Source organism: Mesocryomonas fontinalis, assembly GCF_055730125.2.
In genome coordinates, this window is sequence record NZ_JBUZWG020000009.1 from 1 (window position 1) to 24,819 (window position 24,819).

General features: G+C 68.3%; 29 protein-coding genes and 1 tRNA gene. 13 read left to right on the plus strand and 17 right to left on the minus strand.

Features of this window, described 5'->3' with window-relative positions; genetic code table 11:
- Positions 1-80: 80 nt before the first annotated feature.
- The 5 genes from ACZL02_RS19630 to ACZL02_RS19650 form a co-directional block, all read right to left on the minus strand.
- Positions 81-404, minus strand: a complete 324-nt coding sequence (locus ACZL02_RS19630) for a hypothetical protein (RefSeq protein WP_472940585.1) — start codon at positions 402-404, stop codon at positions 81-83.
- 226 nt (positions 405-630) lie between these two features.
- Positions 631-816: a Trm112 family protein gene (locus tag ACZL02_RS19635; RefSeq protein ID WP_472940586.1), complete on the minus strand. Its 186-nt coding sequence runs from the start codon at positions 814-816 to the stop codon at positions 631-633.
- Positions 817-1,000: 184 nt separating this feature from the next.
- Positions 1,001-1,681 carry an LON peptidase substrate-binding domain-containing protein gene (locus tag ACZL02_RS19640; RefSeq protein WP_472940587.1) on the minus strand — a complete coding sequence of 227 codons (681 nt, stop codon included), beginning with the start codon at positions 1,679-1,681 and terminating at the stop codon, positions 1,001-1,003.
- 165 nt (positions 1,682-1,846) lie between these two features.
- Complete coding sequence (locus ACZL02_RS19645) at positions 1,847-2,839, minus strand: tetratricopeptide repeat protein (protein WP_472940588.1); 993 nt, start codon at positions 2,837-2,839, stop codon at positions 1,847-1,849.
- 31 nt (positions 2,840-2,870) lie between these two features.
- Positions 2,871-3,377: a prolyl-tRNA synthetase associated domain-containing protein gene (locus ACZL02_RS19650; RefSeq protein ID WP_472940589.1), complete on the minus strand. Its 507-nt coding sequence runs from the start codon at positions 3,375-3,377 to the stop codon at positions 2,871-2,873.
- A gap of 226 nt (positions 3,378-3,603) precedes the next feature.
- On the opposite strand from ACZL02_RS19650, the gene ACZL02_RS19655 reads away from it, so the two are divergent.
- The 5 genes from ACZL02_RS19655 (at position 3,604) to ACZL02_RS19675 (ending at position 6,405) form a co-directional block, all read left to right on the plus strand.
- A tRNA-Gly gene (locus ACZL02_RS19655) sits at positions 3,604-3,678 on the plus strand.
- A gap of 420 nt (positions 3,679-4,098) precedes the next feature.
- Positions 4,099-4,242 carry a hypothetical protein gene (locus ACZL02_RS19660; RefSeq protein ID WP_472940590.1) on the plus strand — a complete coding sequence of 48 codons (144 nt, stop codon included), beginning with the start codon at positions 4,099-4,101 and terminating at the stop codon, positions 4,240-4,242.
- A gap of 708 nt (positions 4,243-4,950) precedes the next feature.
- The gene (locus tag ACZL02_RS19665) at positions 4,951-5,094 is read left to right on the plus strand and encodes a hypothetical protein (protein WP_472940591.1); all 144 of its coding nucleotides are present in this window, start codon (positions 4,951-4,953) and stop codon (positions 5,092-5,094) included.
- Between the two features lie 339 nt (positions 5,095-5,433).
- The gene (locus ACZL02_RS19670; RefSeq protein ID WP_472940592.1) at positions 5,434-5,994 is read left to right on the plus strand and encodes a hypothetical protein; all 561 of its coding nucleotides are present in this window, start codon (positions 5,434-5,436) and stop codon (positions 5,992-5,994) included.
- A 198-nt stretch (positions 5,995-6,192) separates the two neighbouring features.
- Positions 6,193-6,405 carry a hypothetical protein gene (locus tag ACZL02_RS19675; protein WP_472940593.1) on the plus strand — a complete coding sequence of 71 codons (213 nt, stop codon included), beginning with the start codon at positions 6,193-6,195 and terminating at the stop codon, positions 6,403-6,405.
- A gap of 175 nt (positions 6,406-6,580) precedes the next feature.
- On the opposite strand, the gene ACZL02_RS19680 is transcribed toward ACZL02_RS19675, so the two are convergent.
- The 3 genes from ACZL02_RS19680 to ACZL02_RS19690 form a co-directional block, all read right to left on the minus strand.
- A complete protein-coding gene (locus tag ACZL02_RS19680) occupies positions 6,581-7,897 on the minus strand; it encodes a dicarboxylate/amino acid:cation symporter (protein ID WP_472940594.1) in 1,317 nt (438 codons plus the stop codon).
- A 157-nt stretch (positions 7,898-8,054) separates the two neighbouring features.
- Positions 8,055-8,840: a polyphosphate kinase 2 family protein gene (locus ACZL02_RS19685; protein WP_472940595.1), complete on the minus strand. Its 786-nt coding sequence runs from the start codon at positions 8,838-8,840 to the stop codon at positions 8,055-8,057.
- 12 nt (positions 8,841-8,852) lie between these two features.
- Positions 8,853-9,080, minus strand: coding sequence for a hypothetical protein (locus tag ACZL02_RS19690; RefSeq protein ID WP_472940596.1), 228 nt, complete (start codon positions 9,078-9,080; stop codon positions 8,853-8,855).
- Positions 9,081-9,090: 10 nt separating this feature from the next.
- Here ACZL02_RS19690 and ACZL02_RS19695 point away from each other — a divergent pair, with 10 nt between their 5' ends.
- The 5 genes from ACZL02_RS19695 (at position 9,091) to ACZL02_RS19715 (ending at position 13,123) form a co-directional block, all read left to right on the plus strand.
- Positions 9,091-9,891, plus strand: coding sequence for an SH3 domain-containing protein (locus ACZL02_RS19695; RefSeq protein WP_472940597.1), 801 nt, complete (start codon positions 9,091-9,093; stop codon positions 9,889-9,891).
- A 219-nt stretch (positions 9,892-10,110) separates the two neighbouring features.
- A complete protein-coding gene (locus ACZL02_RS19700; protein ID WP_472940598.1) occupies positions 10,111-11,043 on the plus strand; it encodes a ring-cleaving dioxygenase in 933 nt (310 codons plus the stop codon).
- A gap of 97 nt (positions 11,044-11,140) precedes the next feature.
- The gene (locus ACZL02_RS19705; RefSeq protein WP_472940599.1) at positions 11,141-11,779 is read left to right on the plus strand and encodes an alpha/beta hydrolase; all 639 of its coding nucleotides are present in this window, start codon (positions 11,141-11,143) and stop codon (positions 11,777-11,779) included.
- Positions 11,776-12,060 (plus strand): GNAT family N-acetyltransferase, encoded by a 285-nt coding sequence (locus tag ACZL02_RS19710; RefSeq protein WP_472940600.1) that lies wholly within the window; start codon positions 11,776-11,778, stop codon positions 12,058-12,060. Before ACZL02_RS19705 ends, ACZL02_RS19710 begins: the two co-directional genes overlap by 4 nt.
- A 109-nt stretch (positions 12,061-12,169) precedes the next feature.
- On the plus strand, positions 12,170-13,123 hold the full coding sequence (locus ACZL02_RS19715) for a pirin family protein (RefSeq protein WP_472940601.1): 954 nt from the start codon (positions 12,170-12,172) through the stop codon (positions 13,121-13,123).
- Between the two features lie 5 nt (positions 13,124-13,128).
- On the opposite strand, the gene ACZL02_RS19720 is transcribed toward ACZL02_RS19715, so the two are convergent.
- The 3 genes from ACZL02_RS19720 to ACZL02_RS19730 all read right to left on the minus strand — a co-directional run bounded on the left by ACZL02_RS19720 (position 13,129) and on the right by ACZL02_RS19730 (position 19,278).
- Positions 13,129-16,650, minus strand: a complete 3,522-nt coding sequence (locus ACZL02_RS19720) for an error-prone DNA polymerase (RefSeq protein ID WP_472940602.1) — start codon at positions 16,648-16,650, stop codon at positions 13,129-13,131.
- The gene (locus ACZL02_RS19725; RefSeq protein ID WP_472940799.1) at positions 16,650-18,206 is read right to left on the minus strand and encodes a Y-family DNA polymerase; all 1,557 of its coding nucleotides are present in this window, start codon (positions 18,204-18,206) and stop codon (positions 16,650-16,652) included. Before ACZL02_RS19725 ends, ACZL02_RS19720 begins: the two co-directional genes overlap by 1 nt.
- A gap of 88 nt (positions 18,207-18,294) precedes the next feature.
- Positions 18,295-19,278 carry an ImuA family protein gene (locus ACZL02_RS19730; protein ID WP_472940603.1) on the minus strand — a complete coding sequence of 328 codons (984 nt, stop codon included), beginning with the start codon at positions 19,276-19,278 and terminating at the stop codon, positions 18,295-18,297.
- 376 nt (positions 19,279-19,654) lie between these two features.
- On the opposite strand from ACZL02_RS19730, the gene ACZL02_RS19735 reads away from it, so the two are divergent.
- Positions 19,655-20,077, plus strand: a complete 423-nt coding sequence (locus ACZL02_RS19735; RefSeq protein ID WP_472935402.1) for a metallopeptidase family protein — start codon at positions 19,655-19,657, stop codon at positions 20,075-20,077.
- Between the two features lie 9 nt (positions 20,078-20,086).
- Here the strand turns inward: ACZL02_RS19735 and ACZL02_RS19740 are convergent, their stop codons facing one another.
- The 5 genes from ACZL02_RS19740 to ACZL02_RS19760 are packed head-to-tail and all read right to left on the minus strand — an operon-like array spanning position 20,087 to position 22,556.
- On the minus strand, positions 20,087-20,386 hold the full coding sequence (locus ACZL02_RS19740) for an addiction module antidote protein (protein WP_472940604.1): 300 nt from the start codon (positions 20,384-20,386) through the stop codon (positions 20,087-20,089).
- A 1-nt stretch (position 20,387) separates the two neighbouring features.
- Positions 20,388-20,675, minus strand: coding sequence for a type II toxin-antitoxin system RelE/ParE family toxin (locus tag ACZL02_RS19745; protein WP_472940605.1), 288 nt, complete (start codon positions 20,673-20,675; stop codon positions 20,388-20,390).
- Positions 20,676-20,720: 45 nt separating this feature from the next.
- Positions 20,721-21,470 (minus strand): TIGR02117 family protein, encoded by a 750-nt coding sequence (locus ACZL02_RS19750; RefSeq protein WP_472940606.1) that lies wholly within the window; start codon positions 21,468-21,470, stop codon positions 20,721-20,723.
- Complete coding sequence (locus ACZL02_RS19755; protein ID WP_472935405.1) at positions 21,457-21,663, minus strand: DUF1737 domain-containing protein; 207 nt, start codon at positions 21,661-21,663, stop codon at positions 21,457-21,459. Before ACZL02_RS19755 ends, ACZL02_RS19750 begins: the two co-directional genes overlap by 14 nt.
- Complete coding sequence (locus ACZL02_RS19760; protein ID WP_472940607.1) at positions 21,660-22,556, minus strand: HpcH/HpaI aldolase/citrate lyase family protein; 897 nt, start codon at positions 22,554-22,556, stop codon at positions 21,660-21,662. Before ACZL02_RS19760 ends, ACZL02_RS19755 begins: the two co-directional genes overlap by 4 nt.
- A 69-nt stretch (positions 22,557-22,625) precedes the next feature.
- Here ACZL02_RS19760 and leuD point away from each other — a divergent pair, with 69 nt between their 5' ends.
- Positions 22,626-23,231, plus strand: coding sequence for a 3-isopropylmalate dehydratase small subunit (leuD, locus tag ACZL02_RS19765; protein WP_472940608.1), 606 nt, complete (start codon positions 22,626-22,628; stop codon positions 23,229-23,231).
- A gap of 91 nt (positions 23,232-23,322) precedes the next feature.
- Here leuD and ACZL02_RS19770 read toward each other — a convergent pair whose 3' ends face one another.
- Entirely contained in the window at positions 23,323-23,685 is a 363-nt protein-coding gene (locus ACZL02_RS19770) for a winged helix-turn-helix transcriptional regulator (RefSeq protein WP_472940609.1), read from the minus strand.
- A gap of 97 nt (positions 23,686-23,782) precedes the next feature.
- Between ACZL02_RS19770 and ACZL02_RS19775 the strand changes: the two genes are divergently transcribed.
- A complete protein-coding gene (locus ACZL02_RS19775; protein WP_472940610.1) occupies positions 23,783-24,808 on the plus strand; it encodes a zinc-binding alcohol dehydrogenase family protein in 1,026 nt (341 codons plus the stop codon).
- Positions 24,809-24,819: the final 11 nt, after the last annotated feature.

Sequence of the window (24,819 nt, forward strand, 5' to 3'; positions counted from 1 at the left end):
CAGGCCGAGACAAGGCCGAAGGAACGCCAGCGCAGGGAGTTGTCCGCCCGCCGTCTCGACCGGCTCTGCCCTCGGCGCCGTCACCGGCCCCGCAGCGCACCCCGAACCAAGGACGCGATCCCAGCGTCAATCTCAGCTGACTTCAGCCGACGCTTCGTCTCCGCATCAGGACGAGGGGGAGGGGACTTCGAGGCCTTCGGCGTGGCAGGTGCCACAGGCCGCGGGATCGCCGGCTGGCCCGCCTCGTGCCAGGCCCGGAACACGGCCACGTCGAACAGCCACGGCGCCTTGCCGCTCGGACGCGACGCACCGGGAATCAAACCCGCCTCGGCCTTCTTGGTCCACTCGCGGGATGTGCCGCCGAAGTCGACAGCGATGTTGCGGGCGGTCAGCTGCTTGGCCATGTCTCTCTCTCTCTCAGGCTAATCTGGCCGAAGCCCGGTCCGTCAACTCGCCTCGGTCCAGCCGGAAGTCGATTCCGAGAAGGCATCGGGCTTCCGCTCATTCGTGGTAACGGCGCGAGATACCCTACTGGCTTAGCGCAGCACCATACGGTTCGCCATGCTCCCGGCTTTACGTCACTGCCGCCACAGCAGGCTGTGCCCCGTAAGCGGTCGGCACGACGCCATCTCAATCGAGCGCGCGCGCTTCGGAGGCGAGCATGATCGGGATGCCGTCACGGATGGGATAGGCGAGGCGTGCGGCGCGGGAGACGAGCTCGTTGCGCTCGGCGTCATAGGTCAGCTGCGCCTTCGTCAGGGGGCAGACGAGCAGTTCCAGAAGCTTTGGGTCGGGACGGCGGGCAAGATCACTCATGCCCCTGTCTAGCCCAGCTTGGCGTGCCACAAAAGCGGTTCCGCTTCTGCCTCGCATGAATGAGGAAGACATAGGGAAGCCTATCGTCGCCCACGGCACAACGCTATGGAGCCAAGCGAGGCATTACGATCCAAGGCTCGTCGGCAAAACCTGAGCGCTGCAAGGCGCCCAGGTGATCGCGAGGCTATTGAAGCGTCTGACCGCTGCCGTCTTCGGAGTTCTCGCGGGCGATGGCGATCTCGGTCAGCGCGATCAGCGTCTCGGCGCGGGTCTTCAGATCGGGCGCCTCGAGCAGCGCCTGCTTTTCGGCGGCACCATACGGCGACATCATGCAGAGCGCATTCACGAGCGTTTCGTTGGACGCCTTGGTGACGCTTTCCCAGTCGGCCTCGAGCTGGTTGGCGTCGAGGTAGAGCCGGAACGCTTTCAGCAGCCCGTCGCGGTCGACGTCGCCCGCACCATGGCCGAGGTCGAGGTCACCGATGAACGCGGCCAGCCGGCAGACGCGGTAGGGGACACCCGTCTCCAGTTCCTCGAGCACGCGGAACCGGGCGATGCCGTGCAGGTTGATGATGTAGCGTCCGTCGCCGCTCTCGGTGAGCGAGGTAATGCGGCCGAGACAGCCGACCTTGGCCAGCTCCGGTTCGCCATTGTCCCGGCGCGCGCCGTCGAGGCGCGGCTGGATCATGCCGATGACGCGTTGGTCCTTCAACGCCTCGTCGACCATCGCCAGGTAACGCGGCTCGAAGATGTTGAGCGGCATCTGTCCGCCGGGCAGCAGCAGCGACCCGGTGAGCGGGAAGACCGGCACCACCTCGGGCAGGTCGGATTCGCGGGTGTAGTTGGTATTGCCTGCGTGAACCAAGGGGGCCTCCGTCTCCAACCATCGATCTGGCGCAGGCGGTGGCAAACTCAAGGGACAGGCCGATCACAGATGCTGTAGCGCGTGGCCGTCTTGCGCGGCGTGGGCACGCGCCCGATGCTGCGGCGGCCCGCATGAAGGGGCGCACCGACGCGCGCCCCCGACATCTCAGGCGAACAGCAAGGTCGACAGGCGCTTGCGCGCGTCGCGGGTGGCGGGATCGGCGCCGCCCCAGGCCTCGAAGAATTCGAGCAGCTTCTTGCGTGCGCCATCGTCGGTCCAGGTGCGGTCGCGGCGGACGATTTCGAGCAGCTGGCGCGCCGCCTCCGCGCGCTCGCCCTTCGCCTGCGCGATCAGCGCAAGGTCGAAGCGGGCCTGATGGTCATCTGGATCGGCGGTGAGGGCCGCATCGAGCGCCGCGCTGTCGCCGAGTGCCGAGATTTCCTCCTGCAGCTTCAGCCGGGTGCGCACGGGGGCGAGGATCGCATCGGCGGCCTTGTCGGCCGGGACCTGGTCGAGGACCAGCCGGGCGTGGACGGCATCGCCGGCGGCAAGATAGCATTCCGCAAGGCCAGCAGCCGCCTCGAGGTTGTCGGGCGCGTGCTGCAGGATGGCGGCGAAGATCTGGGCGGCATTGCCGGCGTCGCCAGCCGCCAGCAGCGCCTGGGCTTCGACGAGCGCTGCGGCGAGTGGATCCTCGGCCGGTCCCGCGGGGCCCGCCACGCGGTCGATGAAGGCCGTCACCTCGCTTTCCGGCAACGCCCCCATGAAGCCGTCCACCGGCTGTCCGTCGACGAAGGCGAAGACCGCCGGGATCGACTGCACGCCGAGCTGGCCGGCGATCGAGGGGTGTTCGTCGATGTTCATCTTGACCAGCTTGACGCGGCCGCCCGCGGCGGTGACCGCGCGCTCGAGGATCGGCGTCAGCTGCTTGCAGGGACCGCACCAGGGCGCCCAGAAGTCGACCAGCACCGGCTGCTGGCGAGAGGCGGCGACGACGTCGGCGCCAAAGCCGGCCGTCGTCGTGTCCTTGATCAGCGGTCCGCCGTCGCCGGCGCCGGTCGGGCCGGGCGCGGTCGCGGCAGGCGTCGCCCGCGGGGCTGCCCCGCTGAGGCCGGCGGTCTGCGTGCCATAGCTCGAACCGTAAGGATTTTGGCTCATCTCAGTTTCCTTCGCTTGCCGGTTCGGCCGGTCAGATCGGGGTCTCGTCGAGGGAGACGACCAGCGGCGTATGGCCGGTGGCCGCCAGGAAGGCGAGGAGGTCGTCGCGGGCGATCGTCGTCGTCGCGGTGTTGACCAGCGGATGGCAGTTCAGCCTGTCACGGGCGAGGAGGCCCGCATCGAGCACCACCCGCACCTGTTGGCCGGTATCGTTGACGACGCCGAAAGCGGTGACCGAGCCCGGCGACACGCCCAGCAGCGCCTGCATCTGGTCGGCGCCGGCAAACGACAGCCGCCCTTGCGCGCCGATGGTCTTGTGCAGCGTCTTCAGGTCGACCGTTCGGTCCTCCTCGGCGACGACGAGAAAGATCGTGCCCTTCTTGTCCTTCAGGAAGAGGTTCTTGGTATGGCCGCCAGGGATCGCCCCGCGCAGCGCCTGGCTTTCCTCGACCGTGTGCAAGTCTTCATGCTCCACCGTCGACGTGGCGATGCCGTGGCGGTCGAGGAAGGCGAAGAGGTTCTCGCGGGAGAGGCTCATGGAAACTCGCATCCGGCGCCGCACGGGCAGTGTGATCGAGGTAGCGACAGAGGCGCGGCGGATCAAGGGCAAGGCGGGGCCTCGGACCATGCCCGGCAAGGTGCGCGGGAAAAAAGTGCACGGGCCTTGCGGAAAATCCGACAGAAAGTCGCTCCTCCCTGTTGCATTCGCCCGGTCATTCCGTCATAAAGCGCCAGTCCGCGGCAGAGACCGCCGCGGGGAGCGGGCGGGCGTAGCTCAGGGGTAGAGCACAACCTTGCCAAGGTTGGGGTCGAGGGTTCGAATCCCTTCGCCCGCTCCAATTTTCTTCCAAAATATCTTCGTTACATAGCTTCAGGGCTCGCGCAGGCGGGCCTTTTTGCTGTTCAGCCTGTAGCAGGCAGCTGCAACCTGTAGACTATGCGTATCACTGGCGGCGATCCTGTGATGCTCGATGTTGGCGATGACCGGGCGGAGAAGTCGACAACTCGGCGAGGCGGGCTGTCTGACATACTGAAGCCGACTGGAGCTGGAATAATCCGACCAGGACGGGCGGGCTATGAGAGGCGCGAGTAGCCAGTCATTCTGCCCTCGACGTCATCCTCTCGAAGGGGTGCGGGCTACTGATAGACGGCACTAGCCTCAGCGACGCATCAACGCCAGATGGTCCGAGAGAAGGCTAGTCTGCGGGGGCTGATGCCCCCGAGATGGTCGCGCGCGGAAACACGAAGGATCCCGGCGAATGATCTACCGCATTGCCGAGTATATCGACCGCGTAGAGCGGGAGAGGCCGCAGCTCTACCGTTTCATGACGTCCATCTGGCCGCTGCTGGGCCTCGTGGCCGTCGCGGCTCTGGCGGGCTGGGCCTTTGGGATCATCGGCTAGGCTGTCGGCGTCGGCGCAGTCCGGCACCAGAACGCATTCTCGGATAACGTCGCGCTTACCGCTCCGGGAGGAATGGCGCGCCGACGATCCTGATCCCGCTTTCCGTGCGACGGACAGTCGACTCGGCCTTGGTGTCATCGACGGCTGGTTCCCGGGACGTTGGCTTCGGCGTCCCAGCGCTCTGGCTGTCGGTCCCCGCCACGAGAATGGGCTGCTCCGCAGCACTGAGCCTTGCGGCCTTCGCGTGCTCATGCGCCACAGACGGCATGGCGCTTAGGATTAGGGTGGCAGCGCTCGCCAGAGCTACAGCGATGAAAGGCATCAGATATTCCTGTCCGGGCATGACTCAGTCCGCCAACAAACACGGATCGGTTGCATCCGTTCCGCCCGTTCCGAACTTGCTGGGCTTTTTTGCGAGCGCTGTTGCCAAGCGGCTCCGGCAGAAACCGTCGTCGGCGAAATCCTTCAGCAAAGGCCGTGCCGGGCCTCCGACGGCGTTCCCGTCCCGACTGCCTGCTGCGGGCCTCGGGGCGGGCCCTAGGGCGGGCCTCGGGGCAGGGAGGCGGATTCAGTGTCGGCGTGCCGGGTTTCTGCGGTTTGGGGCTGCGTAAAGCCTGCGAAGCGGCTATGTCCCGTCATGGAGATGTAATCAACCCGGCCGTGCCGTTCCCCTAGCGGGAACCTGCGGCCCGCCGAGGAAAGACCGATATGGCGAGAAAACCGAATTTCGACTTCGAGCGCCAGGAGCGCGACAAGGCCAAGGCCGCCAAGAAGGCCGCCAAGCTCGACGCCCGTACGGCGAAGAAGGAAGAAGGCCAGACCGAAGACGCTCCGGCCGACACCGAAGAATAACGGCGGCAGCGGCCGTGGACGCCTGACGGCGCCGGCCGCTGCCTGTTGAACGAGCCTGGCGCCATCCGGCGCTAGGTCTCGGGCTCGCCAGGAGACGTTCAGGGCCTCGTTCCGGCCTCTGCCGCAGACGGCGAGCGCTCGTTTTACCTCTGGCTATGATGGTCCGTCGATCGCCCCCGAACTTTCCAGAGGTCTGCGACCCGCAAATCCATCCCCACGCAGCCTCGCCATGGCATCTCGGCCACCAAGCGCAGACCGCGCATCGGCGGGAAGGCATCCCGCAGGCTGCAACACGCCGGAGGGCCTGCGTGTCTACAAGACGCCGGAGGGGGATGGACGATGAAGACGACGCCAGACGAATTTCCCGAGGTCATCGCCGATATCGACTACCGCATCGAGCAGACCTGGCTGAAGATCCGGCGCGAGGCGGCCGTCAGGCAGGCCAAGCGCGAGCGGACAGAGGCGGCGGCCGTGGATTTCCGCGAGATCAGCGGCACGTCGGCAGCGATCGTCGACCACATCTGGTCCTACGTCCTCGACATCTGTCGCGCCCGGCAGATCCGCCCGGCCGACCTCGTGCCGCAAGCCGCGACATCGCTGCGCTATCTCTGCCGCGCGCTCGTCGACTATGGCCGCGACCGGCAGGAGGCGGGTGGCGACGCCCGCCAGATCAAGACCGCGGCCAACCGCGCCGCGCACACCATCCAGAAGCACATCGAGGTCACCGCGCGCGAGGCCATGCTCGGCTATGCCGGCGGCAGGCCGGTGTTTCCCCGTGCCGACTGGCCCAACAGCTGGATCAAGGCCAGCACCCGCAAGGCGCTGGCGGCTGGACTGTTCCTGCTCGGCATGCTGGCCGGGGGCGTGGTGACGAAGGCTTTTGGAACCCTTCTTCCCTGAGCATCGCCAGCGGCCTGCAGCAACGCATGGCGCCTGCAGGCTCAAGCACTCGGACCTGCGCCCTCGCAGGGCTAGCCGGCGCGTTGCAAAAGTTCCGTCGCTTCCTATAAAATCCGGCGCCTCGTCGCTCACATTTAGTTGAAGAAACCCGGTCGGCTGTCCCCGCGTACTCTCCTGAATAGCTCAGTGGAGTGCAGCATGAGTTCCTTTCTCGACGAGGTTGCCGTCATCCTCGGCGCACAGGCTGCACTGTCCGATACCGATCGCGAGATCATCGAGGCGATGATCGACATCGGTGCGGAGAAATCCGAGATCGCCGCGACATTCGGCTACGCGCCCGCACAGGTCGAGGCGGTCGCCGAGGAGCAAGCGAAATCCTTCACCGTCAAGGCCGATCGCGACGGTCGATGAATTCTCGCTGCTGATAGCGCGTCGGACTGTCCGATCGTCGCCCGATAGGAAGACCTCTGCGCGGACCGCCGTAAAAACCCTTTTCGCCGAGCAGGCGATGCAACGAAAAAGCTGCGGACATGAAAAAGGGCGCAGCCCGCGCTGCGCCCTTCGATCATCCAACCTCTGATGAAGGCTATTCGGCAGCCTTGACGGCCACCCGGCGCTCGCTGCCGAGCACGGCATGCAGACGATCCTCGTCGAGCTCGCCTTCCCAGCGGGCGACGACCAGCGTCGCCACGGCATTGCCGACGAGGTTGGTGAGGGCGCGGCATTCCGACATGAAGCGGTCGACGCCGAGGATCAGCGCCATGCCGGCGACCGGCACCGAGGGCACGACGGAGAGCGTCGCGGCCAGCGTGATGAAGCCGGCGCCGGTGATGCCGGCAGCGCCCTTCGACGACAGCATGGCGACGAGCAGCAGCAGGACCTGATCCCAGAGCGACAGCTCGATGTTCGTCGCCTGGGCGATGAACAGCGCGGCCAGCGTCATGTAGATGTTGGTGCCGTCGAGGTTGAACGAGTAGCCGGTCGGGATGACCAGGCCGACGACCGACTTCTTGGCGCCGGCATTCTCCATCTTCTCCATGAGGGTCGGCAGCGCCGCCTCGGAAGACGAGGTGCCGAGCACCAGCAGCAGCTCTTCCTTGATGTAGGCGAGCAGCTTGAAGATCGAGAAGCCGTTGTAGCGGCAGACGGCGCCGAGGATCAGCACCACGAACAGCACCGCGGTGAGGTAGAAGGTGCCGACCAGCATGGCGAGGTTGGCGACCGAGCCGATGCCGTATTTGCCGATGGTGAAGGCCATGGCGCCGAAGGCGCCGATCGGGGCGGCCTTCATCAGGATCGCCACCAGGCGGAAGAACGGTGCCGACAGCGCCTGCAGGAAGGAAAGCACCGGAGCGCCCTTCTCGCGGACCATGGCGAGCGAGATGCCGAACAGCACGGCGAAGAACAGCACCTGCAGGATGTCGCCCGTGGCGAACGCCCCGACGATGGTGTTCGGGATGATGTTCATCAGGAAGCCGACGATCGACTGGTCGTGCGCCTTGTTGGAATAGTCGGCGACGGCGCTGGCATCGAGCGAGCCCGGATCGATGTTCAGCCCGGCACCCGGCTGGACGACGTTCGCGACGATGAGGCCGACGATCAGCGCCAGCGTCGAGAAGGTGAGGAAGTAGGCCATAGCCTTGCCGACGACGCGGCCGACCTTCTTCAGGTCGCTCATCGCGGCGATGCCGGTGGTCACCGTCAGGAAGATCACCGGGGCGATGATCATCTTCACCAGCTTGATGAAGGCATCACCCAGCGGCTTCAGGCTCTCGCCGAGCGAAGGATAGAAGTGGCCGAGCAGAATGCCGAGGGCGATCGCAGTCAATACCTGGACATAGAGTTGCCGGTACAAGGGCTTGCGGGCCACCGGCTCGCCGGTCTTGCTCAGATCGATTTCCATGGAACATTTCTCCTCGACAGCGTCGCGGGCAGCCTGCCCCCGCAAGGTCTGCCGCCCGGCCTCCAGCGCGCGATACGCCATGCGTGCCGCCCTGTCGACCCTTTGACCGAAGGGTGAGGGCCTTCCGGCCGTGCCGAAAGGCGGTGGCGCGGCGGCCCTAACGCTCGCCGCGCAACTCCGCCGCTTCCTCCGCGACGCCCGGCTCGAGCGGCCGCGGGCTGAGGTCGACGCCATCGGCGAGGCGGTCGACCACCTCCTGCAGGGCGGTGACGCGGGTGTACTTCTTGTGGTTGCCGGCGATCAGCTTCCAGGGTGCAACATCGGTCGAGGTCTTGTCGAGCATGGTCTCGGCCGCCTCGACATAGGCATCCCACTTCGAGCGGTTGCGAAAATCCTCGACGCTGAGCTTCCAGCGCTTCAACGGATCGTCCATCCGCTTCAGGAAGCGCTGCAGCTGCTCCTCCTTGGTAATGGCGAGGAAGATCTTGACGATGCGGGTGCCGTTGTCGGCGAGCTGCTTCTCGAAGTCGTTGATCTCCGAATAGGCCCGGCGCCATTCCGCTTCCGTGGCGAAGCCCTCGACGCGCTCGACCAGCACGCGGCCGTACCAGGAGCGATCGAAAACCGCGATCTCGCCCTTTCCCGGCAGCCGCTCCCAGAAGCGCTTGAGGTAATGGTGCTTCGCCTCGGACGGGGTCGGGGCGGCGATCGGCCAGACGCGGAAGCCGCGGGGATCGAGGACGTTCGACATGCGGCGGATGGCGCCGCCCTTGCCGGCGGCGTCCCAGCCCTCGAGCACGATCACCGCGCTGCGGCCGGAATGCAGATAGGCCTGCTGGATCCGCACCAAGGTCAGCTGAAGGTCGCTGAGCCTGGTTTCGTAGTGGCCCTTGGCCATGCTGGCGCTCATGTCGAGGTCAGCCAGTCGGTGTTTCTTGGCCATGCGCCGTCTCCTTCAGTTGATGCGATCATCGCCGCAGCCGCCCGCAAGCGCAAGCCGTGCGCCTGCCCGAGCAACCATGTCAAAGCCCGGCGAGGTGCGGTCGTCCGGCGATCGAGGGTGGCGGAAACCGTCCTGTGTGTTCAGCGCGCATTCAGCCGGCGAGGCCCAGATTTCGACGCAGAGTTTCGCCACGTCTTTCGCCCGAAAAGGCATATCCCGCACACCCGTCTGGTCGCTCAAGGATCACAGCATGCGCACCTCCCTCAAGGCCCTCGTCCTCAGCCTCGGGCTCCTGGTTCCCGGCGCCGCGATGGCCGCCTCCAGCGCCGTCGTCACCGGCGATCTCAACGTGCGCACCGGGCCGGGGCCGGGCTACCAGCGCTATGGCACCATCCCGGCCGGCGACGAGGTCACCGTCTATGGCTGCCTCGCCGGCTACAACTGGTGCGACGTCGACTGGGCGGGCGGGCGCGGCTGGGTCTCCGGCAATTACCTGCTGACGCTCGGGCGGCAGTATTACCGGCGGCCGCTCTCCAGCGTCGGCGTCTATGTCGGCGTGCCCGTGCTCGGCTTCGACCCCTACGACTATCACCGCCGCTACTACACCGGCCGGTCCTGGTACCATGACCGCTATCTCGACGGCCCGCGCCGCGGCCCCGACCGGCGCGACTTCCGCGGCCCGCCGCGCGAGGATCGTTACGACGGGCGCTATGACGGGCGAGACGGTGGGCGCTATGACCGCCGAGATGATCGCCGGGATGACCGGTTCGATGCGAGGCGGGACGACCGGCGCGACCGCGGCGACGAGCGGTTCGGGCGGCGCGGCGACGGCTTCGAGCGCGGCGACAATGATGGCCGCCGCGACAACGACCGCCGCGACAATGAACGCTTCGACAATAACCGCTTCGACCCGCGCCGGGGGCCGGACGGTCGCGACGGCGATCGCTTCGGATCCCGGGGCGACGACGGCGACTTCCGCGATGGCCGCCGTGGGCCGGATGGCGACGACCGCCGGGGTCGCCGCGTCCCCATCGAGCAGCAGGATTTCTGAGCGTTCAGCATTTCCGAACGAATTGTCTCCTTCGAGACGAGGGGAAACAGGCAGCCGGGTCGACTAACCCGGCTGCAAATGGACCGAGGGAACGTCGGCCCCGGGGCCATGCTCTCCGATTGTCAACGCAGCGTTGACAACTACCCCCGCGGACCCAGCTTTGTGGGAGCCCGCCGGAGGGCCAGATGGAGAGCACACCAGCCTCGAAGGGATTTCGACATGCTCGACCAGATCAAGGGCCTTCACCACGTCACCTCGATGGCCGCCAATGCCCGCGAGAACAACGCCTTCTTCACCGACACGCTGGGCCTGCGCCGGGTGAAGAAGACGGTGAACTTCGATTCGCCGGACGTCTATCACCTCTATTACGGCGACGAGACCGGCAGCCCGGGCTCGGTGATGACCTATTTCCCGTTCCCGAATGCAGCGCGCGGCACGCCCGGCGCCGGCGAGGTCGCCACCACCGCCTTCGCCGTTCCGAAAGGCGCGCTCGGCCTCTGGGAAAGCCGGCTCTCGTCCGCCGGCGTCGCCGGGCTCTCGCGCGACACCGCCTTCGGCGCCGAGCGGATGCATTTTGCCGGTCCCGACGGCGAGGGCTTCTCGCTGATCGAAAGCGACGACGCGCGCGCGCCCTTCCTCGGCGGCGGCGTCGATGCCGATGCGGCGGTGCGCGGCTTCCATTCCGTCCAGCTGCGGCTGCGCGACGGCGGCGCCACCGAAGAGCTCCTGAAGTTCATGGGCTACGAGGCGGTCGACAAATCCGGCGCGGTCACCCGGCTGCAGGTGCCCGGCGGCATTGCCGGAACCATCGACATCGAGACGCTGCCGGGCGCGCCGGCGGCGCGGCAAGGGGCGGGCTCCGTGCACCACGTCGCCTTCGCCGTCGAGAACCGGGCCGCACAGCTCGCGGTGCGCCAGGCGCTGCTGGACACCGGCTACCAGGTCACCCCGGTGATCGACCGCGACTATTTCTGGGCGATCTACTTCCGCACCCCCGGCGGGGTGCTGTTCGAGGTAGCCACCAACGAGCCGGGCTTCGACCGGGACGAGCCGCTTGCCCATCTTGGCGAGAGACTGATGCTGCCGTCCCGCTACGAGCCCTCGCGTACCGCCATCGAGGCGCACCTGCCGCCGCTCGGCGACGCGGCCTGACCAGAACTTCCCGGCGGGCGACCGCCGGGAAGTTCGCCGGATGCAATGCTGGAGCCCGGACGTTCAGACGCCGGGCGGCGGCCAGAGGAGGTTTTGCATGGACTACCGCCATCACCATCAGCCCGCTGTAACGCCGGGCGCGCCGACCCTCTTCCTGTTCCACGGGACCGGCGGCGACGAGACGCAGTTCCTCGGCCTCGCCCGGCAGATCCTGCCCGAGGCCGGGCTCGTCGCGCCGCGCGGCGACGTGCTGGAGATGGGCGCGGCGCGCTTCTTCCGCCGCCTCGCGGAAGGCCGCTACGACATGGACGACCTCGCCCGCGCGACGGCAAAGATGCGCAGCTTCGTCGCCAGCCGGCGGCCGGCCCCTGCCGGGACCGCACCGGCGCCGAAGACGCTCGGGCTCGGCTATTCCAACGGCGCCAACATCCTGGCCGCCACGCTCTTCGCCGACCCCGCCCTGTTCGATGCCGTGGTGCTGATGCACCCGCTCATTCCGTTCGCGCCGGAGATCGCGCCGGGGATGGCGGGAAGGCGCGTGCTGATCACCGCCGGGCGGCAGGACCCGATCTGTCCGCCGGCGCTGACCGAGCGGCTGGCGGAAAGCCTTGCGGCGGCCGGCGCTCTGGTCGAGACGGTCTGGCACCCTGGCGGCCATGAGATCCGCGATGCCGAGATCCAGACCGCGGCCGCCTTCCTGCGCGGCGCCGGGGAGACGTTGGGCGAACCAGCATGAGCGGGATCGAACGGCAGGACACCGAAACCAAGGGCCGCTATACCCTCGGTGGGCCCAGCGGGGCGGTGGCCACGCTGACCTTCTCCAAGGCCGGCGCGACGATGATCATCCTCGACAGCACCGAGGTCCCCGACGCGTTTCGCGGCCAGGGCGTCGGCGTATCGCTGGTCACCCGTGCGGTCGAGGACGCCCGCGCCGCGGGGCTGAAGATCATCCCGCTCTGCCCGTTCGCCGCGGCACAGTTCAAGCGCCACCCGGAATGGGCCGACGTCCTGAAATAGCCGGCCCCTGGCGCGGGGCCTTTCTTGTCGTCGCCCCACTTGTTGCCGCTGCCTACCCCTGGTCGCCCCAACTTGTCGTCGCCCCCATTTGTCGTGGAACGAGCCCTGCATGAGCTGGAATCCCGTCCTCGAGCCGGCGCTCCGAGACGCCACCGGCGCCGCCCCGATCGAGACGCTGATCGTCCCGCGCGCCCGCGATCTCGGCAGTTTTGCCGTGCGACGGGCCTTGCCGGCGCCGCAGCGCCAGATGGTCGGGCCCTTCATCTTCTTCGATCAGATGGGACCGGTGGAGTTCCTGACCGAACAGGGCATCGACGTTCGTCCCCATCCGCATATCGGGCTGGCGACCGTCACCTACCTCCACCAGGGCGCGTTCCGGCACCGCGATTCGCTCGGCACCGATCAGGTCATCACGCCGGGCGCGGTGAATTGGATGATCGCCGGCAAGGGCGTCACCCATTCCGAACGCACCGGCCCGCGCGCCGCGCCGCACAGCCTGTCCGGCATTCAGACTTGGGTCGCGCTGCCGGAGGCGCACGAGGATATGGATGCGGCCTTCGAGCACCGGGGCGAGGCCGAGCTGCCGGTGCTCGAGGGCGAGGGCAAGACGGTTCGCCTGATCCTCGGCACGGCGTATGGCGCGCGGGCGCCGGTGCGCACTTTTTCGGAGATGTTCTATGCCGACGCCGTGCTGTCGCCCGGCGCCCGCCTGCCGATGCCGGACGGGCACGAGGACCGCGGCGTCTACGTCGTCGAGGGATCGGTCACGGTCGCCGGCGATAGTTTCGAGGCGGGCCGGATGATGGTGTTCCGCCCCGGCGACGCGATCACCCTCACCGCCGGCAGCCGCGGCGCCCGGCTCATGCTGCTCGGCGGCGAGACGCTGAACGGACCGCGCTACATCTGGTGGAATTTCGTCGCGTCCAGCCGCGACCGGATCGAGGCGGCGAAACAGGCCTGGCACGAGGCGGACTCCTCCAAGGGCCGCTTCCATCTGCCGCCCGGCGACGATGCCGAGTTCATCCCGTTGCCGGACCCGGTGCGGATCCGGCCGGGGGCCTGACGCCCTCACTGGAAGTTCCGGCCTCTCGGCAGCACCGCGCGCACCGCCCGGTCGGGGGCGACGTGGGCGTAGTCCGCCGGCAAGGCAGGCTCTCCCGACTCCCGCCATACCGCCTTGCGGAGTTCGTCGAGACGCCGCCGGTGCAGGCGCCCCTCGTCGATCGGCCGGCGGACCTCGTCGGCGCGCGACAGCAGGCCGCCGAGCGTGTTCTCGGGGCTGGGCGGCAGGCTGCCGCCGTCCCGCCGCTTGACCGGGCCGGGCCGCAGCGGACTGCGGACATGGTCGGCCGGCGCCATATGGCTGGCGGTGTCGAGCCCGCCGGTCGCGATGTGCATCAGGAGGCCGGTGAGGTCCTCGATCTCGTCGGCGACGACATGGATGACGCCGCGGTCGGACTGCATCCGGCCGGTAACCTTGACGAAGCGGGCGCCGAGCACGATCGGCCGCAGCCGTTCGAACACTTTCGGCCAGACGATGATGTTGGCCACCCCGGTCTCGTCCTCGATGGTCATGAAGATCACGCCCTTCGCCGAGCCCGGCCGCTGCCGCACCAGGACGAGGCCCGAGACGGTGACGCGCCGCCCCGAGGGCAGCGTTTCCAGCGTCTGGTTGGTCAGCACCCTCTGCCGCCGCAAGGTCTCGCGGACGAAGGAGACGGGGTGCGCCTTCAGCGACAGCGAGATGAAGCGGTAGTCGTTGATCACCTCCTCGCCCATCGGCATCGGCGGCAGCGCAGCGTCCGGCTCCTTCTGCAGGTCCTCGGCCGCGGCGCTCTCGAACAGCGGCAGCCGTTCGGCGGCGCCCTTCGGGTCGAGCGCCTGCGCCGCCCAGAGCGCGTCGCGGCGCGACAGGCCGAGCCCGGCAAAGGCGTCGGCATCGGCCAGCCGCTCCATCGCGCCACGGTCGAGGCCCGAGCGCAGCCAGAGATCGCGGACGGAATCGAAACGCCCGGACGCCGCGCGGATGTCGACCAGCCGTGCCATCTCCGCCTCCGACAGCCCCTTCACCTGCCGGAAGCCGAGCCGCACGGCGCGCGTCGTCTTGATCGCGTCCCGCATTTCAGAATGCCGGCGCTGCAGCCTCGACGCATCGAACGGCGCCTCTTCCAGCGTGCAGTCCCAGTCGGAACGGTTGACGTCCACCGCGCGCACCTCGACGCCGTGATCGCGGACGTCCCGGACGATCTGCGCGGGGGCGTAGAAGCCCATCGGCTGGGCGTTGAGCAAGGAGGCGGCGAACACGTCGGGATAGTGGCACTTCATCCAGCACGAGGCGTAGACCAGCAGCGAGAAGGAGGCGGCGTGGCTTTCCGGAAAGCCGTATTCGCCGAACCCCTCGATCTGCCGGAAGCAGCGCTCGGCGAACTCCCTTGTGTAGTTCCGGCCGACCATGCCGTCGATCATCTTCTCCTTGAAGGTCGAGAGCTTGCCGGAGCGCTTGAACGTCGCCATCGCCCGGCGCAGCTGGTCGGCCTCGCTCGGGGTGAAGCCGGCGGCGACGATGGCGATCTGCATCGCCTGTTCCTGGAACAGCGGCACGCCGAGCGTCCGCTTCAGCACCTCGTAGAGCTGCGGGCTCTCGTAGACCGGCTTCTCCAGCCCCATCCGTCGCTTCAGATAGGGATGCACCATGTCGCCCTGGATCGGGCCGGGCCGGACGATCGCCACCTCGATGACGAGGTCGTAGAAACAGTTCGGCCGAAGCTTCGGCAGCATGGTCATCTGCGCCCGGGATTCGATCTGGAAGACGCCGAGCGTGTCGGCCCGGTGCGTCATCTGCCAGGTCGGCTCGTCCGGCTTCTCCTGCGGCAGGGTCGCCAGCGTGTAGTCCTCGCCGTAATGCAGTCGCAGCATGTCGAAGCCGCGCCGGAGGCAGGAGAGCATGCCGAGCGCCAGGATATCGATCTTGAGGATGTCGAGCTCGTCGAGATCGTCCTTGTCCCATTCGACGATGATCCGCCCTTTATTGCCGGTGTTGAGCACCGGCACCGTCTCGTCGATCCGCCCCCGCGTCAGCACGAAGCCACCGACATGCTGCGACAGGTGGCGTGGAAACCCCATCAGTTCCGACGCGAAGGACAGGACGTTGGCCGTGGTCGGATCGGTGGCGGCAAGGCCCGCGGCGGCGGCCTCGCGCGCGCCGAGATCGCCCGAGGAATAGCCCCAGATCGAGCCGGACAGCGCCGAGACCGCATCGTCCGACAGGCCGAAGGCCTTGCCGACCTCGCGCGCCGCCGAGCGGGCGCGGTAGGTGATCACGGTGGCGGCGATCGCGGCGTTGTCGCGGCCGTACTCCTGGTAGATCCAGTTGATGATCTCGTCGCGCCGCTCGTGCTCGAAGTCGATGTCGATGTCCGGCGGTTCGTCGCGGTCTTCCGAGATGAAGCGCTCGAACAGCAGGCCGGTGATCTCGGGATCGACCTCGGTGATGCCGAGGCAGTAGCAGACGGTCGAGTTCGCCGCCGAGCCACGCCCCTGGCAGAGAATGCCCATCCCGCGCGCCGCCAGCACGATGCGGTGGACGGTGAGGAAATATGGCTCGTATTGCTTCTTCCGGATGATCGCCAATTCATGCGCGATCTGGTCGAGCGCTTTTTGTGGTACGCCCCGGGGATAGCGCCATTTTGCGCCGGCATGGGCCAGCAGGCGCAGCTCTTCCGCCGGGGTGCGGGCGAGCTTCAGCGCCTCGTCGGGATATTCGTATTTCAGGCTCTTCAGGTCGAACTGCAGCTCGCCAAGGAAGCGCAAGCTTTCCGTGACCGCCTGCGGATGGTCGCGGAACAGGTCCGCCATCTCGGCCGCCGACTTGATGTGTCGCTCAGCATTTCTCGCCAGCAGGAACCCGGCTTCGGCCAGCGGCACGTGGCAGCGGATCGCCGTCATCACGTCCTGCATCCGGCGCCGGTCAGGCGCGTGATAATAGACGTCATTGGTGGCGAGAAGCGGCGTTCGGCATGACTTTGCAAGATCCGCGGCGCGGCCGATCCGGCGGGCGTCGGCGCCATCATGGCAAGGCGTCAGAGCCAGCCGCACCGCGCCCGGAAACTTCTGCGCCAGGGGCAGCAGGAGGGCGCGCGTCGCCGCCATCGCCGCTTCCGCGGCGATGGTATCGAGATCGCCAAGGCCTGGAGGCGCGAGGACGGCAAGATTTAGCCCTTCGCCCCATTCCAGGAGGTCCGCGATGTCGAGGTCGCAGCTGCCCTTTTCCGCCCGCAGATTGCCGGTCGTCAGGAGCCGGCAGAGCCTGCCCCAGCCGGCGCGGTCGCGGGGATAGGCCAGGATGTCCGGGGTGCCGTCGCGAAACACCAGCCGCGCGCCGGGCGCGAAGCGGAACCCTGCCTCCCGCGCGGCCTGGTAGCCGCGCACCACGCCGGCGACGGTGTTGCGGTCGGCGAGGCCGATGCCGGCAAGGCCGCGGCCCTGCGCCGCCAGCACCAGTTCCTGCGGCTGCGAGGCGCCGCGCAGGAACGAGAAATTGCTGGCGACGCCGAGCTCGGCAAAGCCGGAAAGGCTCGGCCGGGAGGCCATCACGCGAAGATCCCGTGCAGATACCAGGACGCGACGGGCGGTACGGGGATCGCCTCGTCCACCACCTCGCCGAAGAAACCCTTGCGGAACAGCCAGTAGCGGCGGCCATCGGCATCCTCGATGCGGAAATAGTCGCGCGTCCGCTCGGCCTCGCCGCGCCACCACTCCGGCGCGATCCGCTCCGGCCCCTCGAACTTGCGCACGACGTGCAGCGCCCGGCGCCAGCGAAAATTCAGCGGCACGCCGTCGGGCACGGCAAAGGTCGCCTCCACCGGTTCGGGCACCGGCAGCAGCCGCACCGGCCGCAGCCCGTCGAAGAGGTGCGAGACGATCGCCGTCTCCGGTTGCCGCGGCGGCCGGGTTTCGCTGCGGCTGCCGGTGGGAATCGCCCGGCCTGCGACCGAGACGGGCGTCGCGGCGGGCGCAGTTTTCGAGGCCACCGCAGACGCCGGGGCCGAGATGATCGGGGCGAGGCGCATGGCGCGCTCCGGCCAGTGGCTGTCGACCGGCTCCATGCCGAGCACGGCGCTCTCCCCGAGCCGGGCACCGATGCGGTCGATCAAGCCCTGCAGGTCGCCGGTCGCCGCGCTCGGCGGCGCAAGGTCCGCCTGGCACTCGGCCATCGCCTCGGCTTTTACGACGGAGAGGCGGACGAGATCGTAGCCGAAGCCGATGTCGCGCTCGTCGCCGAACCCCTTCAGCCGCTCGCGGAAGAGGGCGCCGATGCGGGCTGTCGCACGGATCGGCGCCGAGGCCGAGACGGCGAGCCGCTCCACCGCGCCGTCGACCCGGAACAGCGCCAGTTCCAGCTGGCGGGCGCCTTCGCCGCGCTTCTCCAGCATCACCGCCAGCCGGTCGGCAAGGAGCAGGATGATGCGCTGGATGTCCTCGACCTGGCTGATCGGCTCGGCAAAGCGCCGCTCGGCGATCAAAGCGGGAATGGCGAGCCGTGGGCTGATCGGCCGGCGCAAGGTGCCCATGGCGGCATCCAGCCGCTCCAGAAGCTCGGCGCCGAAGCGGCGGGTGAGGCTGGCGCGGGGCAGCGCCGCGATGTCCCCGATGGTCTTCAGGCCGAGCCGCTCCAGCATCGCGGCGAGATCGCTTGCGAGCCGCAGCGTGCGGATCGACAGCGGGGCCAGCGCTTCGGCCTCGCCGCCCGGCTCGATCTGGCTGCCGGGCGCGCCGTCGACCAGTGCCAAGGCCGTGCCGGCCTGCCGGGCGATCGCCGTGGCGCCGGCAAATCCTTGGCGCGTCAGGCGGCCGGCGAGATCGTCGCGCAACGCCGCCTCGCCGCCGAAGAGATGCGCGCAACCGGAAATGTCGAGCAGCAGGCCGCGCGGCGCATCGAGCGCCACCAGCGGCGTGTAGCGGTCGCACCAGTCGGCGATGGCGGCGAGCAGGCGCCGATCGGCGGCGGGGTCGGCGGGCTGGATGTCGAGACCCGGAAACCGGGCGCGCGCTTCGGCAAGGCCAAGTCCCCGTTGCAGGCCGAGTGCCGCCGCCTGTTCGCAGAGCGCCGAGATGCGGTCGGCCTGGGCAAGGCGCTCGTAGAGCACCAGCGGCGCCGGCCCGTCCGCCTTGTCCGTCGGCGTTCCGGCGTTTGGCCGCTCGGGGCTAGCCCGCCGCGGCGCGGGACCGCTGGCCTCAGGAAGCGCGGCGGAGCGCCAGGAGCGTCCCAGCTGGTCGCGCCGGATCCGGTCGGTCGACAGGAAGGGTAGCGCGATCGCGAGAATGCGGCTCGGCGGGTGCTTGAAAACGGCGTTCATGCGGGTTCCATTCCAGGAGCAGGTGGTACGGGCGGCCGTCGCGGGATTTCTCGACGGTGATGGCAAAGACGGGGTGGCCGATGAGTTTCGCGCCGTCGCCGATCCCGGTGACATCCGCGGCGGGTGCGGGCGCGATGCGCAGCCGGAGCGGTGCGGCGGTGGCCTCGGCCCGGCCGCTCTGGCGCAGTAGGAGAAGCGGCGTGCCGGCGTCGCGTGCCCGCACGTGCAGCCGGCGCGTTCCCTCCAGCCCCAGCCGGCCGGGATTGCCGCGGACCTCCAGAATGGTCAGCGCGGCGGCGGCCGAACGGGCGGCCTCCTCGCCGGCCCAGATCGCTTCCTCCAGCCGGCGGGTGCGCACCAGAAGCAGAGCGCCGGCCGTGAGCCCGTGGCCTGAAATGCCGGGGAGATACGGCATCCCGCCCTCGGAAAAGCCGAGATTGGCGCCGATCCACAGCGCCGGCCGGCCGGCCCGCGCGCCGAACAGCACGGCCAGCGCCAGCACGAAACCGGCGCCGCTGCCGCTGCCGCGGGTGTCGTCGACATGGATCTCGGTCAGTCCGGGCTGGCGCAGGCTGGCGGTCAGGCCGGCAAAGCCTAGCCCGGCGGCCTCGTCCGATGCCGCCGGAGCTGCTGGAGCCGCCCCTGGTCCGGCCGGCCGCGCCGACGCCGCCGCGTCGCTGGCCACCGCCGGGCTGGGGACCTGTGCGGGTGGCCCGGTGCGCAGCCCGTCCGGCCGCGCCGGCCCCGTCGCCGGCACCAGCCGGTGCAACGGGCGTCCCTCGATCCGGGCAATGCGCTCCTGCAGGTCGGCCAGCGTCGCGGCCGTGGCGGTCCGGCCGGGAAGAAGCGGGGTTTTCGGCATGACAATCTCCCTCGGCCAGACGCATGCCTGGTCGTTCCCGCTCTCTCCCGGAGAGCATCCGTTCCCTCACAAGGGACGTTGTTCCCTGTATGTTCCTATGGATTCCAGAGGGGCCCTTGAGAGTCAAGCGGAGTCTTTTTGTGGACTATCTTCCTTGATGTGATTCAGTCTGCGCCACAAACTGTTGGATATCCTGAATATTAAGGATATTCGTCCTATAGGCGGGTTGGCTGGCCGAAGGCTCGTGGAAGGGCTCCGGAGCCCGGAAATTAGCCCTTCCGCCTGTCAATCCTGCCGCCGGGCGGCCGCATCGCGAAAACCCTCGCACACCACCGGAACGTGACCTATCTCTGCCGGGACAGGCAGGGGAATCGGAATGGCCAAGCTGGATCAGACGGGCGACTGGGGACGGCGGATGGCGCCGAGTCTCGACGAGATCGAGGCGCTGGCGCTGGAGGCCTATGCCAACCTGCCGGCCGAGTTCCGCAAGCTATCGGGCGAGATCCAGTTCTACGTCGCCGATTTTCCCGAGGACGCGGTGGTGGAGGAGATGGGGCTGGAAAGCGCCTTCGACATTCTCGGCCTGTTCGAGGGGCGGCCGGTCGCCGATTTCGACCTCGGCGGCACCGGCATGATGCCGAACCGCATCCTGCTCTACCGCCGGCCGATTCTCGACTACTGGTCGGAGCACGAAGAAAGCCTCGGCACCCTCGTCGCGCACGTGCTGATCCACGAGATCGGCCACCATTTCGGCCTGTCCGACGACGACATGGAGAGCCTGGAGGCGAAGGCGGGGTAGCGACTGTAGCTACTGCGGCTGCACTGTCAGCTTCAGGCCCATGGCCCTGACGAGTTTCGTCACGGTCGAGAAGGCCGGGTTTCCTTGATCACTGAGGGCGACGTAGAGGCTTTGGCGGTTCATGGCAGTCGCCTCTGCCAAGCCTGTCATGCCGCGCGCGCGCGCGATGGCGCCCAAAGCGCGGCGGATTTCCGCATCGTCGCCGTCTTCCAAGGCTTGCGACAGATAGTCCGCCTGCCGCTTCGGCGTCGTCAGATAGTCGGCCGCATCGAAGCGTGGCAGGGCGCTGAGGTCGATCTTATCGGTCATGTCAGAGCCTCTCTGCCAGCGCATGCGCCTTGCGAATGTCCGTTGCCTGGCTCGATTTGTCACCACCACAGAGCAGAACCACCAGCACGTCGCCCCTTTGGACATAATACAGGCGATAGCCGGGGCCATGGGAGATCCGAAGCTCCAAGACGCCACGTCCTATGTATTTGTGATCACCCGGGTTGCCGTGTTGAAGACGGTCCAGTCGCTGGATGATCCGGATGACAGCGGTATCATCCTGAAGTCCGGCAAGCCATTTGTCGAACTCGGGAAGACGCAAAATCTCCATCCCGGATTGTCGCCCATCGACGACAAGGGGTCAAGCATTTCACGCTCACCCGTGCAGGTCCAGCGACCAGGCCAGCGTCTGCGGCAGCGGGGTCCAGAGGCCGGTGGTGATGCCGGCGGCGCGCAAGGCGCGGGCGGTCCAGGCGTTGCAGCCGGCAAAGGCGGTGAAGCGGCCTTCCGCCTCGAAGAAGCGGTCGAAGGCGCCGTAGGCGGTGCCGGGAATGGCGATCGGCCGGCCGGCGTCATCGCGGCGAAAACTCGCCTCGATGTAGTCCAGCATCCGCTCGAAGGCCGCGTCGCCGAGCGTGTAGGCGCGCACGCCTTCAGTGCCGGGGCCGATCGGTCCGGCAAGCTCGAGGTGCAGCACCGAGGCATCGCCGGTGAAGGAGCGCAGCACGGGGCCGGGCTTCAGGTCCGCCCAGGTCGGCGTCGCGGTATAGAAGCTGCGGCCGCCCCAGCCGACGACGATGCTGCCGACATCGGCGCGCTCCAGCGGCAGGCCGGCATCGGCGGGAAAATCGGGGTCGGGCGGCCCGAGCGGCTCGGCGAGGAAGCCGAAGCGCTGGCGGACCGCGGGCTCGGCGGGCAACGCGATGTCGGTGTGGATGGGGTTCGACAGGACCAGCACGGTGTGGCGGCCGCCTACTCCTGCGGCGCCCGCTCCAGGCGTTCCCACGACGGGCACGAGCACGCCGAGGGCGAGCGCCAGCACGCCGGCACCGGTGAGCGTCAGCAGGCCGCCGGCCCCGAAGGCCGCGGCCCGCCGCAGGAGGTTTGCCGGCTTAGTGGTCGCCAAGCTTCATCGCGGGATCATAGCTCTGGCCGTAGAGTTCCTTCACCACCGCCTGGCCGCAGCGCATGCCATTTGCGGCCTGGTCGAAGGCGTAGCTCGGGCTCCCGTGCAGCTCCCAGCCCTTGTCGAGCGCGGCGGAGACCTTATGGCAGAAGCTGGCATCGTCGGGGCCGGTCAGCAGGCGGTAGAGTTTCATGAAAATTTCCTTGCGATCGCATCGCGGTGTGCCAGCAGCCGCTCGGCCGCGTGGAGGTGGAGACGTTCGACCATCCGCCCGTCGAGGCGGATGACGCCGGCGCCCGCATGGTCGGGGCTGGCGAAGGCGGCGACGATCGCCTCCGCTTCCCGGATATCGTCGGCCGAGGGGCCGAAAGCAAGGTCGGCCGCAGTGATCTGGGCGGGATGGATCAGCGTCTTGCCGTCGAAGCCCATGGCGCGGCCGGCGGCGCACTCGGCCGCCAGCCCGGCCTCGTCGGCGATGTCGTTGTAGACGCCGTCGAGGGCGGCAAGGCCGTGCGCCCGTGCCGCCAGGAGGATCATGGCGAGATAGGGCCTAAGTTCCGGGCGGCCGGGCGACAGCCTTATGCCGGTCGCCGCGACGATGTCGTTCGGCCCGGCGACGAGCGCCTGCAGCCGGCCGCCGGCGGCCGCGATACGCCCGGCCTCGAGCAGCCCGCGCGGCGTCTCGATCATCGCCCAGAGCCGCAGGCTTTCCGGGGCGTCGGTGGCGTCGAGGATCTCGGCGACAGCGGCGATCTCGGCGGGATCCTCGACCTTCGGCAGGAGGATCGCGTCGACCGCCGGGCGCCCGCCCGCCCGCACCCAGGCGCCGCGCGCCATGAACAGGTCCTCGGCGCCCTCCGGCGTCTCCAGCCGGTTGATCCGCACCACGATCTCGGGCTGGCCGGGCTCGGTGCCGAGCGCTGCCAGATGCTCCCGCAGCCGCTCCCGCGACGCCGCCCGCTCCTGCGGCGCGACGGAATCCTCGAGGTCGAAGATCAGCGTGTCGACGGCAAGGCCAGCGGATTTTGCCAGGGCCCGCGGATTGGCGGCGGGAACGAAGAGGAGGGAGCGTCGCGGTTGCTGCATGCCCCTTGCATGCCAGTTTGAAAGGCCCGGCGAAAGTGATAACCAAGGCGCAACTTGAAGGAGCCGGCCATGCAGAAATTCGACAAACTGACGGGCGTCGCCGCGCCGATGGCGATCGTCAACATCGACACCGACATGATCATCCCGAAGGATTATCTGAAGACGATCCAGCGCACCGGGCTCGGCAAGGGCCTGTTCGCCGACCTTCGCTACCACCGCGACGGCAGCGAGAACCCCGATTTCGTCCTGAACAAGCCGGCCTACCGGCAAGCCGAGATCCTCGTCGCCGGCGACAATTTCGGCTGCGGATCGAGCCGAGAGCATGCCCCCTGGGCGCTGCTCGACTTCGGCATTCGCTGCGTGATCTCGACCGCCTTCGGCGACATCTTCTACAACAACTGCTTCAAGAACGGCGTGCTGCCGATCCGCGTCACCCCCGAGCAGCTGGAGCTGCTGCTCGACGATGCCGAGCGAGGCGCCAATGCCCGCGTCTCCATCGACCTCGAGGCGCAGGAAATCCGCGGTCCCGACGGTGGCACCATCCACTTCGACATCGACCCGTTCCGCAAGCACTGCCTCCTGAACGGCCTCGACGACATCGGGCTGACCATGGAGAAGGAAGCCAGCATTACCGGCTTCGAGGCCCGCAACGCCGAGGCGCGGCCCTGGGCCTAAAGCCTCGGGCGGCGGCCGGCGGGCGGCGGCAGGATCGGCGCGGCGTGAGCCTCGGCTCATGCCGCCCCCCTCGCGCCTTTGCGCCTCGGGGTCAGGCCGCCTCGTCGGCCTTCACCGCAAACAGGTCGATGTGCGCGTCGCCCCAGTGTTTCAGCGCACCGAGCACCGGGGACAGGCTTCGGCCGAGCGGCGACAGGCTGTATTCGACCTTCGGCGGCACCTCGGCATAGATCTTCCGGTGGACGAGCCCGTCGGCTTCCAGCTCGCGCAGCTGGTTGGTCAGCATGCGTTGGGTGACGCCGGGGATCCGCCGCCGGATCTCGTTGAAGCGCAGCGTGCCCTCTTCGAGATGAAACAGGATCACGCATTTCCACTTGCCGTCGATGAGGCTGATGGCGGCCTCGACCGAGCAGCCGGGGTTGCAGTCGAAGCGCGAATGCCGTGACTTGGCCATGCGGTATCCTTTTGGGTACTATGGGCGGTGCTTGTGCGTACTGTCTATCTAATATGGGGTGACTATCTCCAGGCTTCGATCCACAGGAGCCTTCCCCATGCGTGCCATCGGATACCAGCAAGCCGGCGCCCTCGACCGCGCCGATTCCCTCGTCGACATCGACCTGCCGGTTCCGGCGGCGACGGGACGTGACCTTCTCGTCGAGGTGAGGGCGGTCTCGGTCAACCCGATCGACATCAAGATGCGCAAGTCGAGCCAGCCGGCCGACGGTGACTGGAAGGTGCTGGGCTGGGATGCAAGCGGCACCGTCACGGCCGTCGGGCCCGACGTGACCGCCTTCAAGCCGGGCGATGCGGTCTACTATGCCGGCGCGCTCGGCCGGCCGGGCACCAACGCCGCCTTCCATCTCGTCGACGAGCGGATCGTCGGCCGCAAGCCCGAGACGCTCGACTGGGCCGAAGCCGCCGCGTTGCCACTGACCGCGATCACCGCCTGGGAGACGCTGTTCGAGCGGCTCGACGTCCGCCGTCCGGTGCCGGGCGCGGCGCCGGCCATCCTCATCATCGGCGGTGGCGGCGGGGTGGCCTCGATCGCCATCCAGATCGCCCGGGCGCTGACCGGCCTCACCGTCATCGCCACCGCCTCGCGGCCGGAGACGGAAGCATGGGTGCGCGAAATGGGCGCCCACCACGTCGTCGACCACAGCCGGCCGCTGGCCGAACAGGTCGCAGCCCTCGGCATCGGCGCGCCGGCCTTCGTGTTCTCGACCACCCATACCGACCAGCATATTGCCGAGATCGCCGAGCTGATCGCCCCACAGGGACGCCTTGCCTTGATCGACGATCCGAAGGTGCTCGACATCGGTGGCTTCAAGTTTAAGTCGGTCTCGGTGCACTGGGAGCTGATGTACACCCGCTCGATCTACGAGACCGCCGACATGGCCGAGCAAGGCGTGCTGCTGAACGAGGTGGCGGGGATGGTCGATGCGGGAAAGCTCCGCACCACGCTGACCGAGCGATTCTCGCCCATCGATGCAGCGACCCTTCGCCGCGTGCACGCGATGATCGAGGCCGGCAGCGCCCGCGGCAAGCTGGTAATCGAAGGGTTCTCACCGGCCGGTTGATCGCCCTCGCG

Coding starts and splice junctions, on each gene's coding strand:
- ACZL02_RS19630 (WP_472940585.1), bottom strand. CDS start 404: ATGGCCAAGCAGCTGACCGCCCGCAACATCGCTGTCGACTTCGGCGGC.
- ACZL02_RS19635 (WP_472940586.1), bottom strand. CDS start 816: ATGAGTGATCTTGCCCGCCGTCCCGACCCAAAGCTTCTGGAACTGCTC.
- ACZL02_RS19645 (WP_472940588.1), bottom strand. CDS start 2,839: ATGAGCCAAAATCCTTACGGTTCGAGCTATGGCACGCAGACCGCCGGC.
- ACZL02_RS19650 (WP_472940589.1), bottom strand. CDS start 3,377: ATGAGCCTCTCCCGCGAGAACCTCTTCGCCTTCCTCGACCGCCACGGC.
- ACZL02_RS19660 (WP_472940590.1), top strand. CDS start 4,099: ATGATCTACCGCATTGCCGAGTATATCGACCGCGTAGAGCGGGAGAGG.
- ACZL02_RS19665 (WP_472940591.1), top strand. CDS start 4,951: ATGGCGAGAAAACCGAATTTCGACTTCGAGCGCCAGGAGCGCGACAAG.
- ACZL02_RS19670 (WP_472940592.1), top strand. CDS start 5,434: ATGAAGACGACGCCAGACGAATTTCCCGAGGTCATCGCCGATATCGAC.
- ACZL02_RS19675 (WP_472940593.1), top strand. CDS start 6,193: ATGAGTTCCTTTCTCGACGAGGTTGCCGTCATCCTCGGCGCACAGGCT.
- ACZL02_RS19680 (WP_472940594.1), bottom strand. CDS start 7,897: ATGGAAATCGATCTGAGCAAGACCGGCGAGCCGGTGGCCCGCAAGCCC.
- ACZL02_RS19685 (WP_472940595.1), bottom strand. CDS start 8,840: ATGGCCAAGAAACACCGACTGGCTGACCTCGACATGAGCGCCAGCATG.
- ACZL02_RS19695 (WP_472940597.1), top strand. CDS start 9,091: ATGCGCACCTCCCTCAAGGCCCTCGTCCTCAGCCTCGGGCTCCTGGTT.
- ACZL02_RS19700 (WP_472940598.1), top strand. CDS start 10,111: ATGCTCGACCAGATCAAGGGCCTTCACCACGTCACCTCGATGGCCGCC.
- ACZL02_RS19705 (WP_472940599.1), top strand. CDS start 11,141: ATGGACTACCGCCATCACCATCAGCCCGCTGTAACGCCGGGCGCGCCG.
- ACZL02_RS19710 (WP_472940600.1), top strand. CDS start 11,776: ATGAGCGGGATCGAACGGCAGGACACCGAAACCAAGGGCCGCTATACC.
- ACZL02_RS19715 (WP_472940601.1), top strand. CDS start 12,170: ATGAGCTGGAATCCCGTCCTCGAGCCGGCGCTCCGAGACGCCACCGGC.
- ACZL02_RS19720 (WP_472940602.1), bottom strand. CDS start 16,650: ATGGCCTCCCGGCCGAGCCTTTCCGGCTTTGCCGAGCTCGGCGTCGCC.
- ACZL02_RS19730 (WP_472940603.1), bottom strand. CDS start 19,278: ATGCCGAAAACCCCGCTTCTTCCCGGCCGGACCGCCACGGCCGCGACG.
- ACZL02_RS19735 (WP_472935402.1), top strand. CDS start 19,655: ATGGCCAAGCTGGATCAGACGGGCGACTGGGGACGGCGGATGGCGCCG.
- ACZL02_RS19740 (WP_472940604.1), bottom strand. CDS start 20,386: ATGACCGATAAGATCGACCTCAGCGCCCTGCCACGCTTCGATGCGGCC.
- ACZL02_RS19745 (WP_472940605.1), bottom strand. CDS start 20,675: ATGGAGATTTTGCGTCTTCCCGAGTTCGACAAATGGCTTGCCGGACTT.
- ACZL02_RS19755 (WP_472935405.1), bottom strand. CDS start 21,663: ATGAAACTCTACCGCCTGCTGACCGGCCCCGACGATGCCAGCTTCTGC.
- ACZL02_RS19760 (WP_472940607.1), bottom strand. CDS start 22,556: ATGCAGCAACCGCGACGCTCCCTCCTCTTCGTTCCCGCCGCCAATCCG.
- leuD (WP_472940608.1), top strand. CDS start 22,626: ATGCAGAAATTCGACAAACTGACGGGCGTCGCCGCGCCGATGGCGATC.
- ACZL02_RS19770 (WP_472940609.1), bottom strand. CDS start 23,685: ATGGCCAAGTCACGGCATTCGCGCTTCGACTGCAACCCCGGCTGCTCG.
- ACZL02_RS19775 (WP_472940610.1), top strand. CDS start 23,783: ATGCGTGCCATCGGATACCAGCAAGCCGGCGCCCTCGACCGCGCCGAT.